This is a genomic window from Streptomyces sp. SLBN-118, assembly GCF_006715635.1.
In the GTDB taxonomy this organism is placed as follows: domain Bacteria; phylum Actinomycetota; class Actinomycetes; order Streptomycetales; family Streptomycetaceae; genus Streptomyces.
The window spans coordinates 1,368,120-1,380,765 of sequence record NZ_VFNP01000002.1; the positions used below are offsets into that span (position 1 = coordinate 1,368,120).

The 12,646-nt window shown below is 70.3% G+C and carries 12 protein-coding genes and 1 tRNA gene; 5 read left to right on the forward strand and 8 right to left on the reverse strand.

The features are described 5' to 3' along the window. Nucleotides 1-205: 205 nt before the first annotated feature. Nucleotides 206-1,255: an LLM class F420-dependent oxidoreductase gene (locus FBY35_RS24850; RefSeq protein WP_142216201.1), complete on the reverse strand. Its 1,050-nt coding sequence runs from the start codon at nucleotides 1,253-1,255 to the stop codon at nucleotides 206-208. A 129-nt stretch (nucleotides 1,256-1,384) separates the two neighbouring features. Here FBY35_RS24850 and FBY35_RS24855 point away from each other — a divergent pair, with 129 nt between their 5' ends. Together FBY35_RS24855 and FBY35_RS24860 are read left to right on the forward strand one after the other, a co-directional pair. Then, a complete protein-coding gene (locus FBY35_RS24855) occupies nucleotides 1,385-2,368 on the forward strand; it encodes an aldo/keto reductase (RefSeq protein WP_142216202.1) in 984 nt (327 codons plus the stop codon). Beyond that, a complete protein-coding gene (locus FBY35_RS24860; RefSeq protein WP_399209480.1) occupies nucleotides 2,338-4,500 on the forward strand; it encodes a helix-hairpin-helix domain-containing protein in 2,163 nt (720 codons plus the stop codon). The genes FBY35_RS24855 and FBY35_RS24860 overlap by 31 nt, the downstream gene beginning before the upstream one ends. A 69-nt stretch (nucleotides 4,501-4,569) precedes the next feature. Here FBY35_RS24860 and FBY35_RS24865 read toward each other — a convergent pair whose 3' ends face one another. Beyond that, a complete protein-coding gene (locus tag FBY35_RS24865; RefSeq protein WP_142216204.1) occupies nucleotides 4,570-5,229 on the reverse strand; it encodes a hypothetical protein in 660 nt (219 codons plus the stop codon). Between the two features lie 47 nt (nucleotides 5,230-5,276). Between FBY35_RS24865 and FBY35_RS24870 the strand changes: the two genes are divergently transcribed. Continuing rightward, entirely contained in the window at nucleotides 5,277-5,465 is a 189-nt protein-coding gene (locus FBY35_RS24870; RefSeq protein WP_005319466.1) for a DUF5703 family protein, read from the forward strand. Nucleotides 5,466-5,567: 102 nt separating this feature from the next. On the opposite strand, the gene FBY35_RS37800 is transcribed toward FBY35_RS24870, so the two are convergent. From FBY35_RS37800 to FBY35_RS24885, 3 genes are all read right to left on the reverse strand, one after another. Continuing rightward, complete coding sequence (locus tag FBY35_RS37800) at nucleotides 5,568-6,323, reverse strand: chaplin (RefSeq protein WP_142216205.1); 756 nt, start codon at nucleotides 6,321-6,323, stop codon at nucleotides 5,568-5,570. A gap of 140 nt (nucleotides 6,324-6,463) precedes the next feature. Then, complete coding sequence (locus tag FBY35_RS24880; protein ID WP_142216206.1) at nucleotides 6,464-6,697, reverse strand: chaplin; 234 nt, start codon at nucleotides 6,695-6,697, stop codon at nucleotides 6,464-6,466. A gap of 166 nt (nucleotides 6,698-6,863) precedes the next feature. Beyond that, complete coding sequence (locus FBY35_RS24885) at nucleotides 6,864-8,189, reverse strand: M20/M25/M40 family metallo-hydrolase (RefSeq protein ID WP_142216207.1); 1,326 nt, start codon at nucleotides 8,187-8,189, stop codon at nucleotides 6,864-6,866. A gap of 184 nt (nucleotides 8,190-8,373) precedes the next feature. Here FBY35_RS24885 and FBY35_RS24890 point away from each other — a divergent pair. After that, nucleotides 8,374-8,461, forward strand: a tRNA-Leu gene (locus FBY35_RS24890). Nucleotides 8,462-8,542: 81 nt separating this feature from the next. Continuing rightward, complete coding sequence (locus tag FBY35_RS24895; RefSeq protein WP_142216208.1) at nucleotides 8,543-9,493, forward strand: RluA family pseudouridine synthase; 951 nt, start codon at nucleotides 8,543-8,545, stop codon at nucleotides 9,491-9,493. Between the two features lie 109 nt (nucleotides 9,494-9,602). Here FBY35_RS24895 and FBY35_RS24900 read toward each other — a convergent pair whose 3' ends face one another. From FBY35_RS24900 to FBY35_RS24910, 3 genes are all read right to left on the reverse strand, one after another. Continuing rightward, nucleotides 9,603-11,063, reverse strand: coding sequence for an amino acid permease (locus tag FBY35_RS24900; RefSeq protein ID WP_142216209.1), 1,461 nt, complete (start codon nucleotides 11,061-11,063; stop codon nucleotides 9,603-9,605). A gap of 298 nt (nucleotides 11,064-11,361) precedes the next feature. Further along, nucleotides 11,362-11,994: a cytochrome b/b6 domain-containing protein gene (locus tag FBY35_RS24905; RefSeq protein WP_260848811.1), complete on the reverse strand. Its 633-nt coding sequence runs from the start codon at nucleotides 11,992-11,994 to the stop codon at nucleotides 11,362-11,364. Further along, the gene (locus tag FBY35_RS24910; protein ID WP_142218146.1) at nucleotides 11,966-12,631 is read right to left on the reverse strand and encodes a molybdopterin-dependent oxidoreductase; all 666 of its coding nucleotides are present in this window, start codon (nucleotides 12,629-12,631) and stop codon (nucleotides 11,966-11,968) included. Before FBY35_RS24910 ends, FBY35_RS24905 begins: the two co-directional genes overlap by 29 nt. Nucleotides 12,632-12,646 lie beyond the last annotated feature (15 nt).

Consider the following 12,646-nt stretch of genomic DNA (forward strand, 5'->3'; position numbering starts at 1 on the left):
AGGCAACAGGTAGATGCGACAACTCCGCCGAACGGACGACAGCGGCACGGGACACGAAGGGCCCTCGGGGAGTAACCCGGAGGGCCCCTGGGGCGTTGTGCTGCATGACGGCCGTGGCGGGGAAGACCCCCCGAGCCCCCACCACGGCCGCGGACTTCTTCTGAACAGCGGCGATCGCACAGCTCGGCGCCGGCGGGCGGCCGTGCTATGCCAGGCCGGCGCGCTCCAGCGCTTGCGTACCTGCCCGCAGGGCGGTCAGGCGCTCCTCGAGCGTGAAGCCGGCCGGCGCGAGCGTCAGCGTCGTCACTCCGGCCGCCGCGTACGCCTGCATCCGCTCGGCGATCCGCTCCACCGAGCCCAGCAGCGTCGTCTGGTCGATCAGCTGGTGCGGGACCGCCGTGGCCGCGCCCGCCTTGTCACCGGACAGGTACTTGTCCTGGATCTCGACCGCTTCCTTCTCGTAACCCATGCGCTGCGCAAGCTGGTTGTAGAAGTTCTGCTTGCGGCTGCCCATGCCTCCGACGTACAGCGCGGTGTACGGACGGAACATGTCGGCCAGACCGCTGACGTCGTCGCCGACCGCGAGCGGCAGCGTCGGACAGACGTCGAAGCCGTCCATCGTCAGGCCGGCCTTTTCGCGTCCCGCCCGCAGGTGGGTGATCGCGGTGTCCTCGATGTGCTCGGCGGAGGGGAAGATGAGCAGCGCGCCGTCCGCGATCTCGCCGGTCTGCTCCAGGTTCTTGGGACCGATCGCGGCGATGTAGAGCGGGATGTGCTCGCGCTGCGGGTGCACGGTCAGCTTGATCGGCTTGCCCGGTCCGTCCGGCAGCGGAAGCGTCCAGTGCTCGCCCTCGTACGACAGGCGCTCGCGGGTCATCGCCTTGCGGACGATCTCGACGTACTCGCGGGTGCGGGATAGCGGCTTGTCGAACTTGATGCCGTACCAGCCCTCGGAGACCTGCGGACCCGAGACACCGAGGCCGAGGCGGAAGCGGCCGCCGGAGAGGGAGTCCAGCGTGGCGGCGGTCATCGCGGTCATGGCGGGCTGGCGCGCCGGGATCTGCATGATGGCCGAGCCGACGTCGATGCGCTCGGTCTGCGCGGCGACCCAGGTGAGCACGGTGGGGGCGTCGGAGCCGTATGCCTCGGCGGCCCAGCAGACGTCGTAGCCGAGCTGGTCGGCCTCCTTGGCGACCGCGAGATTGTCGCTGTCCATCCCCGCGCCCCAGTAGCCGAGGTTGATGCCGAGCCGCATAACCGCTCCCTCTTACTGATCAGTAACGTCCCTGTTCCGGGGACTCTAGCGCGGGTTCGGACGATCCGGCAGGGGGACGTTGTCCACAGGCTCTCTCAGGGTGGGCCCATGGCCAGTAATCTCGCGCCCATGGAGCAGAGGCATCTCGGCCGTACAGGCCTGCGTGTGTCCCGGATCGGGCTCGGCACCCTGACATGGGGACGGGACACCGACGAGCATGACGCTGCCGACCAGTTGAAGGCGTTCTGGGAGGCGGGCGGCACGCTGGTCGACACGGCCGATGTGTACGGCGGCGGGGAAGCCGAGTATCTGCTGGGTCAGCTCGTCGAGCGGCTCGTGCCGAGGCGCGATCTGGTCATCGCGACCAAGGCGGGCAGCGTGCCGGATCCGGACCGGCGCTTCGACGGCTCGCGCGGGCACCTCCTCGCCGCCCTCGACGCCTCACTTGAGCGCATCGGTACGGACTATGTGGATCTGTGGCAGGTCCACGCCTTCGATCCGCACACCCCGCTGGAGGAGACCCTCCAGGCGCTGGACATCGCGGTGAGCAGTGGGCGTGCGCGCTATGCGGGCGTCTCGAACTTCTGCGGCTGGCAGCTGGCGAAGGCGGCGACCTGGCAGCTCGCGTCGCCCGGGGTGCGCACGCGCCTTGCGAGTACGCAGATGGAGTACTCCCTGCTGCAGCGCGGGGTCGAGCGGGAGGTGCTGCCCGCGGCCCTCGACCTGGGGGTCGGCCTGCTGCCGTCGTCCCCGCTCGGCCGCGGGGTGCTGACGGGGAAGTACCGGCATGCGACTCCGGCGGATTCGCGGGGCGCTTCCGAGCAGTTGGCGCCGTTCGTGGAGCCGTATCTCGACGAGGCGGCGAGCAGCATCGTGGACGCGGTGGCGACGGCGGCGGACGGGCTTGCGGCGACAACGCTCCAGGTGGCGCTGGCGTGGGTGCGGGACCGGCCGGGGGTGGTGGCGCCGATCGTCGGCGCACGCAACGCACAGCAGCTCACGGCCGCGTTGTCAGTGGAGGCACTTAGTCTTCCTGACGAGATCTGCCAGGCGCTCGACGATGTGTCGGCGCCCGTGCACCGATATCCCGACCAGGACTGGAGCACGCTGTGACCGAGCCGGACGCGCCCGAGGCCGCGGACGCCACTGAGGCCGCGGACGCCATCGAGGCCCCGGACGCCACCGCCGACGACACCGCTGAGGCCGCAGCGCCCGGAGAAGGCACGGCGGACACCGCGGCCGCTGCCGCCGGAAAAGCCGCCGAGCTGTCCGAGGCCGAGGCCGAGCTTGCCGCGCAGCGGGAGTTGCGAGCCCGGATCGAGCAGCGCAAGGCCGAGAAGGCGGCTCCCATCGAGGCCGGCACCAAACTGAGCGGGACGGCCGCCGATCTGCTCGCCGCGGTACGGGCGGTGGAGAGCGGCGAGAAGTCCGGCACCGCTTTCTTCGACTCTCCCCCTCGCTCCGCTGAGGGAACCTCCGCCGCGCTCGCGCCGAGGCGAGTCGCCCCAGCGGCGGCCGAGCCGGTGCGGCCCCGGGTTCCGGAGCCCGCCGGGGCCCCCCGGACAGCCGCGCCGGAGACAGTCGACGGCGTGCGTGCCGTGCTGGTCGAGGGCGGTGCGCCCGAGACACTGGCGGGGCAGGTCGCGGAGACGCTCGGTGAGCGGGCCGCGGACATCTTGCGCGAGGATCCGTGGCGGCTGCTGTCGGTGCCCGGTGTGCGGCCGGAGCAGGCCGACGGTTTCGCCCGGGCGCTGCTCGGCACCGAGTGCGGCCCGGGGGACGAGCGCCGCACAACGGCTCTGGTCGCCTGGCAGTTGGAGCACACGGCGCTGCAGGGGCACACGGCGCTCGACTCGTCGGCCGTGCGCGCTGCGCTGGCCGAGCGGTCGGTGCCGGATCCGGACGAGGCCGTGCAGCATGCCATCGCGGAGGGCGCCGTGCTGGTCTTCCAGGACGGCGCCCCGGAGACCGAACAGGCCGGGGACGAGTCTGAGTCCGAGCAGCCCGCCGTGCCTGTGCTGCTGGGCCTCGACCGTTACGCACTCGCCGAGGAGAGTCTCGCGGACGGCCTGGCGCGGCTGGCCAAGACCGGTGCCGACACCCGGTGGGAAGCGGCGGAGCCGACCGTGCTGATCCGCGCGGTCGCGGCGAGCGGCCTGGTCGTACACACCGGAGGTGAGACGGCGCGCGCCGAACCGGTGGCGCTGGCCGAGGCAGCGACGGAGCTGGGGCTGCGCGCGGTGATCGCGGTCCACAGCGAGAACGGCAGCAGGCGGCTCGGCGGCGACGCGGTCACGTTCTCTGGACTGATCTCGGGCTCTCAGGGACCGGGCAGGGACGCGGACGGGGCCTTGGCACTCGATCTCCTGGTGGTGCTGGACGCGCCGCAGCTCGATGTGGAGACAGCCGCGATGCTGGTGGAGTCGATGCCGGACGGGAGCCGTCTGGTGCTGAGCGGCGATCCCGGTGTGCTGTGGTCGGCGGGCGCGGGCCGGGTGTTCGCGGATGTGCTGGCAGCCGGGGTGTGCCCGCAGATCGCCTCGCGCATGCCGGATCCGGGCCCGATCGGGGAGCTGGTCTCGGGCATCGGGATCGGTGAACTGAACCAGGTGGAGGCGCCGGGCAAGGAGGTCGTCATCGTCCCGGTGCGCGACGCGGGCGAGGCGGTCCACCGTACGGTCCAGCTCGTCGCGGACTCGGTGCCCCGGGCCATCGGGGTGCCGGCCGAGCATACCCAGGTGATCACCGTCGGGCACGGTGGCTCAGCGGGCACCCGCGCGCTCAACGCAGCCCTCAAACAGCGGCTGAACCCGGGTCCCGGCCGGTTCGGCGGCTTCGACCCGGGAGACAGGGTCGCCTACGCCCCGGCGCTCGGCCGGACGCTTGTGGGCTCCGTCGTCTCGGCGGACGCGGACGGCCTGCACCTGGACTGCGAGGGGACACCCGTCGTCGTACCAAAAGAACGGGTCGAGTCGAGCGTGCGCCACGGCTGGGCGCTCACCGCGCACCAGGCCGCCGGGATGAGCTGGCCGGCGGCAGTGGTGGTGCTGCCGGGCGATGCGGCGCAGGGGCTGAGCCGGCCGTGGGTCTACACCGCGTTCAGCCGTGGCGAGCGTCATCTGTCGGTGGTGCACGGCGTGGATCAGGCGCTGCCGCGTGCGGTGGCCCAGATCCCGTCCAAGGACCGCACGACCCGGCTGCGCACGCTGCTCGAAGGCCTGCTCGCCCCGGCACCGAATCCGTAGGCAAATCGCCGGGCCCCCACCGCTGGGATGCGGCGGGGGCCCGAGCTGAAGATCAAACCGCCGGCCGGGTCAGGACTCCGGTTCGTCGAGTTCGTCCAGCCCGTCGCCCAGGTCGTCCTCGTCGAAGACCGAGCTGACGTCGAAGCGGCACACGACCCGCTGCGGATCGGCCTGGTCGAAGGGCGTGCTCAGCCACTCCCCCGGCTCGGGAAGATCGTCCGCGGCCGACACCCACAGCGTGGAGTCGCCCTCCTCCAGGCCGAACTCCTTGTGCCGGGAAGCGATTTCGTCCGGTTCGTACTCCCCGAAGAGCACGCCGAGCGCCGCGTACACGCTCGTGCCGACCACCGGCGCGTTCTCCGGGCGGTCCTCCTCGGGGTCCAGATCGGCGATGCGCTGTGCCTGCGCCAGCAGCCGCTGCGGCTCGACCACCGCGTAGTCCCGGCGGATCAGCACGCTGAGCGCGTTCGGCTCCTCGGGGCCCGCGTACGGCGGAAGCGAGTCGTCCGCCCCCGGAATCTCGAAAGGCGTCACCTCGTCGTAGCGGTCGTAGAGGCGTTCGTCGTACGCCTCCGCCGCCGCGGCAAGGATGTTGAACGCGTCGTAGACGGCCGGGTCGTCCTCACCCGTGCGGTTCTCGACCGCCTTGAGGTGACGGTCCAGTGCGGCTTTGACCGCCTCGGCGGCGGCACGTACCTCGGCAGCGGTGGGCTGCGCAGCATCAGACATAGTGCAGACGCTATCCGTACTGGGGCTCTGCCCGCACAATAGATGCGATGCCGGAATACGAATTTGTCGACGTGTACGTGCCACGCGGGGTTTCCCGCAAGGAAGCCACGCGTCTGCTGACCGACCACGCCGAGTACGGACACTGGGAGTTGGACCGACTGAGTCTGCACCGGGACGGCAGCCGCAGGGTGCGGCTGCGCCGGCGCATCATTCGTCAGGTGCGCGCCACCTGGTGAGCAAGTGAGCGCAGCGGAGCGGGCCTCGCGACTGCGGGACCCGCTCCGTTTCATGCGCCTTCGTACTGCTCCGTACTACCGTGCCTCACGGTGACCATGTGGTTACGCGGAGGCGCGGGCGCGACGGTAGAGCACCGTTCCCGCCAGCAGCAGACCCGCACCCGCCGGGACCAGCAGGCCGACCGGGCTGGATCCGGTGTGCGCGAGCTGCCCGTGGGGCTCGGTGTGGTCCACGTTCCGGCCACCGGGGACGTTCGGCACGTTGGGAGTGACCGGCGTGACCGGGGTGACCGGCGTGACCGGCTGCTCCGGAGTGGCCGGCGTCTGCGGCACACCCGGAGTGGTCGGGGTGTTGGGCACCTGGGGAGTTCCCGGCTCCTGGGGGTTCCCCGGCTCGTCGGGGACATTCGGCGGCGTGTTCTGGCCACCGGAGTCGGCGCACTCGCCGCCGAACGCCGGGTTGAGCAGCGCACCGGCATCGGCCGTGTTCCCGCAGACGTTCACGGGGACGTCGACCGGGACCTGGACCGTGTTGCCCGAGGCGACGCCGGGCGAATCGGTGGTCGCCCCCTCGGCCTGGGATCCGCTGCTCGAGCCCGTCCCGGACCCGCTGCCGCTGTCGGCCGCGCAGCCGTTTCCGAACGCGGGGTTCAGCAGCGCGACGACATTGACCGTGTTCCCGCACACATTGACGGGCACGTGAACCGGGACCTGGACCGCATTCCCGGACGCCACGCCCGGAGAATTCGATGCCCCTCCCAGCGCGCCGGCATCCGCCTGCGCATAACCGCCGCCGAGGGCGAGTACCCCGCCCGCAGCCGCCACTGTGATCAGACCCTTGCGAGAGAGTTGTCGCATAGGTGTTTCCCTGCTTTCCGCTTCACGAAGTCCCGGACGTCGTGCCCGGGGCTGGAATGCCCGACGGCCCCGGAGCGCATGGCACGCACTCCGGGACCGCCCGGGTTCAAACCCAAGCCCTTGTGGGCCGAGTCACAACGTCAGTCGTTGACGCACGCGTTGCCGAAGGTGGGGTTCAGCAGCCCGATCGCGGAGACCGTGTTGCCGCACAGGTTCACCGGCACGTGGGCGGGTACCTGCAGGACGTTCCCGGAGAGCACCCCGGGGGAGCTCACAGCGGCACCTTCGGCACCCGCGTCGGCCATGGCCACACCCGCACCCGCGAGCACCAGACCGCCAGTGGCAGCCGCAGCAGCGACGACCTTCTTGATCATTCTTCCTCCTTGTGGGCAATGCGGTCCCAGCCGCGGACCGCATCACCTGTAACGAGGAGGAGGCGGGAGGGCTACGAGCCCACGCGCCCTTTCACTCTTTTCAGTCAAGTGCGCACGCACTGACGATTATTGGAGTTTCTTTTCAGCGGATTTCACCCGTGGCGGCTCAGCACCCGTCCAGGAATCGGTCAAGGACCCGCACACCGAACTTCAGACCGTCGACGGGCACCCGCTCGTCGACCCCGTGGAACATTCCGGCGAAGTCCAGCTCCGGCGGCAGCTTGAGCGGCGCGAAGCCGAAGCAGCGGATGCCGAGATCGTCGAAGGACTTGGCGTCGGTGCCGCCGGAGAGCATGTAGGGAACGGCATGCGCGATGGGGTCCTCGGCCTTGAGCGCGATCTGCATCGCGTCCACGAGATCCCCGTCGAAGCTGGTCTCCAGCGCCTTGTCGCCGTGCACGTCCTCGCGCGTGACCCGCGGGCCGAGGAGCCGGTCGAGGTCGGCCAGGAACTCCTCCTCGTACCCCGGCAGGAAACGCCCGTCGACGTGCGCGGTGGCCTGCCCGGGGATGACGTTCACCTTGTAGCCGGCGCCCAGCATGGTGGGGGCCGCGGAGTTGCGCAGCGTCGCGCCGACCATCTTGGCGATGCCGCCGAGCTTGGCGAGCGTCGCGTCCATGTCCTCCGGGTCGAGCGGCGTGCCGAGCGCGTCGGAGAGCTCGTCCAGGAAGGACCGTACGGTCTTGGTCATCCTGACCGGCCACGTGTGCCGCCCGAGCCGGCCGACGGCCTCGCAGAGCTCGGTGATGGCGTTGTCGTTGTTGGTCATCGAGCCGTGCCCCGCTGTGCCCTCGACGGTGAGGCGCATCCAGTGCATGCCCTTCTGCGCCGTCTCGACGAGATAGAGCCGCAGATTCTCGTTCACGGTGAAGGAGAAGCCACCGACCTCGCCGATGGCCTCGGTCACGCCCTCGAAGAGGTCCGGGTGCTTGTCGACGAGATGCCGCGCGCCGTACGTGCCGCCCGCCTCCTCGTCCGCGAGGAAGGCCAGCACCACGTCGCGCGGGGGCTTGCGGCCGCTGCGCAGCCTGTCCCGGACGACCGCGAGGGTCATCGCGTCCATGTCTTTCATGTCGACCGCCCCCCGGCCCCAGACGCAGTCGTCGGCGATCTCGCCGGAGAAGGGGTCATGGGTCCAGTCACGGGCGTTCGCCGGTACGACGTCGAGGTGACCGTGGATGAGAAGCGCGGGCCGCGAGGGGTCCTCGCCCTCGATCCTCGCCACCGTGGAGGCGCGCCCCTTGTGGGACTCGATGATCTCGGGTTCGAGTCCGACCTCGGCCAGCTTCTCGGCGACATATTCCGCGGCGCCCCGCTCCCCCGGCCCCGAATGGTCTCCGTAGTTGCTGGTGTCGATGCGGATCAGCTCACGGCAGAGGTCCACGACCTCGTCCTCGCCCGAGACGGTACGGGCCGTGTTCGACTCGCTCACGCTGATTCCTCCCACTGTCGCGGCTGGCGGTTCCCCCTCATCCTCCCGCGAGCGGGCCCGGACCCCAAGGCGCCGGTCCGCCGTCGTGCGCCCTTCACAACAACCGGGGCGTGATCGGGCACGTCTGAATGTTTGCTATGGTTTTCCACGTCGGAACGGCCCAGTGCCGCACGGCAGACACCTTGTCCGGGTGGCGGAATGGCAGACGCGCTAGCTTGAGGTGCTAGTGCCCTTTATCGGGCGTGGGGGTTCAAGTCCCCCCTCGGACACCACCAAGATCCCCACGGAATCCCGTGGGGATCTTCGCGTTCCGCCGGTCCGCACCGCGATGCGCTGCGCATACAGTCACCTCGGTGAGACGCAGACACAAGGCCCCACCCGCGCCGCTCCCCCAGCGCGACGGCATCGATCCTGTACGGCTGCGGCTGCCCCCCGATCCGGACAGCACGTGGAAGACGGTTTACGACCATCTCGTCGCGCGATACGCCGGTGCCATCGGGGCCGACAGGGTCGCCGCCCTGTTCCGGGAGGGGCGCATCGTCTCCACGGACGGCCCGGTCGCCGCCGACGAGCCGTACACAGCCGGGCGCTATCTCTGGTTCCACCGCGAGTTCGCACCCGAGGAGCGTGTGCCCTTCGAAGTCGGGATCGTCCACCGCGACGAGCGCCTGGTGATCGCCGACAAGCCGCACTTCCTGGCCACCACCCCGCGGGGCCGGCACATCACCGAGACGGCGCTCGCGCGGCTGCGGCGGGATCTCGGTCTGCCCGCGCTGCAGCCCGCCCACCGGCTCGACCGGCTGACCGCGGGGCTCGCGCTCTTCGTCGTACGGCCCGGGGACCGGGGGGCGTATCAGACGCTGTTCCGGGACCGGCGGGTGCGCAAGGAGTACGAGGCGGTGGCGCCCTACGACCCGGCCGTCACCCTGCCCATGACCGTACGCAGCCGGATCGTGAAGGAGCGCGGTGTGATGGCGGCGCGCGAGGAGCCCGGCGAGCCGAACAGCGAGAGCCGGATCGAGCTGCTCGACCACCGCGGCGGGCTCGGCCGGTACCGGCTGCTGCCGGCCACCGGCCGCACCCACCAGCTGCGGGTCCATATGAACAGCCTGGGGCTGCCGCTCCTGAACGACCCGGTCTACCCGGTCGTCCAGGAGCCGGGGCCCGACGACTACTCCCGGCCGCTGCAACTCCTCGCGAATGTACTGGAGTTCACCGATCCGGTGACGGGCGAGCCGTGCCGTTTCGAGAGCCGGCTGCGGCTGACGCACTGGCCCGTCGGCCCGGCGGAGCCGCCAATGTGATGCGGCCCCCTCCCTGAGGGGGCCGCTACCGCAACCATCAATTGAGCAACCCTCGCGGCGAGCAACCACCTCCGCGAGAGCGGCGCCGGTTTAGGCGCAAAGAGGAGCGTCAGGCGTTCTCGCGCTCCGAGGCGATCGCGTTCACCCGGCCGCGGACGAGGTACCAGCCGCCGACCAGCGCCGCCGCGATCAGTGGCACGAACATCACGGTCGTGCGGCCGACACCCCCGCCCCACCACATCAGGAAGGCCACGCCGGCCAGGAAGAACAGCGTGACGATCTGGGTGTACGGGGCCCAGGGCAGCCGGTAGGAGGGGCGGGTGACCCGGCCGTCCTGGGCATGGTGCCAGAACAGCAGCGAGCAGAGCATGATCATGCCCCAGGTGCCGAGGATGCCGATCGAGGCGAAGTTGAGAACGATCTCGAAGGCCTGGCCGGGCAGGCGGTAGTTGAGCGCGACGCCCAGCACACCGAAGCCCGCGGTCAGCAGGATGCCGCCGTAGGGCACCTTGCCCTTGTTCATCAGGCCGGTGAACCGGGGCGCCGAGCCCGACAGTGCCATGGAGCGCAGGATGCGGCCGGTGGAGTACAGGCCGGAGTTCAGGCTGGACAGTGCGGCGGTCAGCACCACGAGGTTCATCACGCCCGCCGCGCCGGGGACACCGAGCTTGCCCATGACGGTGACGAACGGGCTCTGGTCACCGGAGTACGCCGTGTACGGGAGGAGCAGTGCGAGCAGTACCACCGAGCCGACGTAGAACAGACCCACGCGCCACATGATCGAGTTGATCGCCTTGGGCATGATCTTCTCGGGGCTCTCGGTCTCACCGGCCGCGACACCGCACAGCTCGACGGAGGCGTAGGCGAACACGACGCCCTGGATCACCAGCAGCATCGGCAGCATGCCCGTCGGGAAGATGCCGCCGTTGTCGGTGACGGTGGAGAAGCCGGGGGTGTGGCCGTCCACCGGGTGCTGGGTGACCACCAGGAAGATGCCGACCAGCATGAAGGCGACGAGGGCGGCGACCTTGATGATCGCGAACCAGAACTCCATCTCGCCGAAGTACTTCACCGAGATGAGGTTGGCGGTGAGGACGACCGCCAGCGCGATCAGCGCGAGGAGCCACTGCGGGACGTCGCTGAACATGGCCCAGAAGTGGGCGTAGGTGGCGGCCGCCGTGATGTCGGCGATCGCGGTGGTCGACCAGTTGAGGAAGTAGAGCCAGCCTGCCGCGAAGGCGCCCTTCTCGCCCATGAACTCACGGGCGTACGAGACGAAGGCGCCGGAGGACGGGCGGTAGAGGACCAGTTCGCCGAGCGCGCGGACGACGAAGAAGGCGAAGACACCGCAGACCGCGTAGGCGATGGCGAGGGAGGGGCCCGCACCCGCCATGCGGCCGCCCGCTCCGAGGAACAGGCCGGTGCCTATCGCTCCGCCGATCGCGATCATGTTGATGTGGCGGGACTTGAGGTCCTTGCTGTAACCGGCGTCGCCTGCGTCGACGTGGGGGGCGCTCTTCGCCGGTGCGCCGGCGGCAAGCGTTTCGGCCGCAGTGGTGCGATCACTCATGGAGGGGTTCGCCTTCGTGAGGGGAGGATGGGCGGTCCCGGCCGTGGCCGGTGGGGGGCGTCACCGTGCCATGGCCCGACGGCACATACTCAAGGCAACCCTGCGATTCTGGCAGTGGCCGAGGTCACTCAGATATAGATCTGAGGTGTTTCAGAGGTTACGGGGCAGTAAACAAGGTCATCGAGGGACGCGCGCCCCTCCGGGCGCCACAGCTCGCCTGACCTTCGGGACGCCCGTACGTCAAGTTCCGAGCGCGCAGAGCGACGGCAATCTCGGCGTCGGGAGGCAGGCGCTGCGCTCACTCGTCGTCCAGCCACAGCGAGTGCTCCCGCTTGGCCCACGGGCGCTCGACCGACCCCGTACGCATACCCCTGCGTGCCTCCGGGTCGGCGAGCGCCATTCCGATGTGCCCGGCCAGCACGATGCCGACGGCCAGCGACAGCCAGTCGTGGACGAAGGTCGCGCTCGTACGCCACACCAGCGGCGTCAGATGCGTGAACCACATCAGCAGCCCGGTCGCCAGCATCACGAGCACCGCGCCCGCGATCCACGCCGCGTACACCTTCTGCCCGGCGTTGAACTTGCCCGCCGGACGGGACGAGGGCCTGCGATCACGCCGCCGTGCCGCGCGCAGCCAGGTCCTGTCGTGCGGCCCGAAACGGTTCAGCCTGCGCAGATCGGCCCTGAAGGCGGGCGATGCGAGACCCAGCAGGAAGGGCACGGGCAGCATGATCCCGGACCACTCATGGACGGTGACCACCAGATAGCGGCGCCCCACGAGCTCGGCGATCTGCGGTACGTACAGGGCGGCCGCGGTCACCACGCACAGCAGCATCAGCCCGGCGGTCGTACGGTGCACCCAGCGCTCGGCCCGGCTGAACCGCTTGACGCGGGCGGGCCGTTCAGACGGTGGGGGTGTCGCTGCGGCCATTGGACCGGCCGACCCAGGCGTCGACGTCATAACCCCGCTCCTCCCAGTAGCCGGGCCGGACGCCGGAGGTGACGGTGATCCCGGAGAGCCATTTCGCCGACTTGTAGAAGTACATCGGCGCCACATACAGGCGGACCGGGCCGCCGTGGGAGTGGCTGACCGGCTTGTCCTGCATCTTCAGGCAGACCAGCACATCGTCACGTCGGGCCTGCGGAAGGGTCAGGCTCTCGCTGTACGTGCCGTCGAAGCAGGTGAAACGGATGGCCCGGCCCTCAGGGCGTACACCCGCGGCGTCCAGCAGCAGGGACAGCTTCACGCCCGAGAAGGGGGTGTCGGGGACCCGCCAGCCGGTGACGCACTGGACGTCGCGCACGACCCGGGTCTGCGGCAGCTCGCGGAGCGCGGCGAGGGTGTACGACGCGGGGCGGTCGACGAGGCCGTCCATGGTGAGGCGGTAGTTCTGCTCGCTCTTGTGCGGCACGGATGAGGCGACCGAGTAGTAGCGGAAGCCGCCGCCGTTGGGAAGCAGCCCCGTCAGGCCGGTCGGGTCCTTGTCCGAGGCGGCGCCCAGAAAGGACTCCAGCCCCCGCTGGAGATACGGCGCGGCGGCGAGTCCGGCGCCGCCGAGGCCGAGCATGCCGAGCACCAGGCG

What these genes read in the sequence shown, in the direction of transcription:
- FBY35_RS24900 (WP_142216209.1), bottom strand. Translation starts at nt 11,063, where the DNA reads ATGAGTGATCGCACCACTGCGGCCGAAACGCTTGCCGCCGGCGCACCG.
- FBY35_RS24865 (WP_142216204.1), bottom strand. Translation starts at nt 5,229, where the DNA reads ATGTCTGATGCTGCGCAGCCCACCGCTGCCGAGGTACGTGCCGCCGCC.
- FBY35_RS24850 (WP_142216201.1), bottom strand. Translation starts at nt 1,255, where the DNA reads ATGCGGCTCGGCATCAACCTCGGCTACTGGGGCGCGGGGATGGACAGC.
- FBY35_RS24910 (WP_142218146.1), bottom strand. Translation starts at nt 12,631, where the DNA reads ATGCTCGGCCTCGGCGGCGCCGGACTCGCCGCCGCGCCGTATCTCCAG.
- FBY35_RS24880 (WP_142216206.1), bottom strand. Translation starts at nt 6,697, where the DNA reads ATGATCAAGAAGGTCGTCGCTGCTGCGGCTGCCACTGGCGGTCTGGTG.
- FBY35_RS24870 (WP_005319466.1), top strand. Translation starts at nt 5,277, where the DNA reads ATGCCGGAATACGAATTTGTCGACGTGTACGTGCCACGCGGGGTTTCC.
- FBY35_RS37800 (WP_142216205.1), bottom strand. Translation starts at nt 6,323, where the DNA reads ATGCGACAACTCTCTCGCAAGGGTCTGATCACAGTGGCGGCTGCGGGC.
- FBY35_RS24855 (WP_142216202.1), top strand. Translation starts at nt 1,385, where the DNA reads ATGGAGCAGAGGCATCTCGGCCGTACAGGCCTGCGTGTGTCCCGGATC.
- FBY35_RS24905 (WP_260848811.1), bottom strand. Translation starts at nt 11,994, where the DNA reads ATGGCCGCAGCGACACCCCCACCGTCTGAACGGCCCGCCCGCGTCAAG.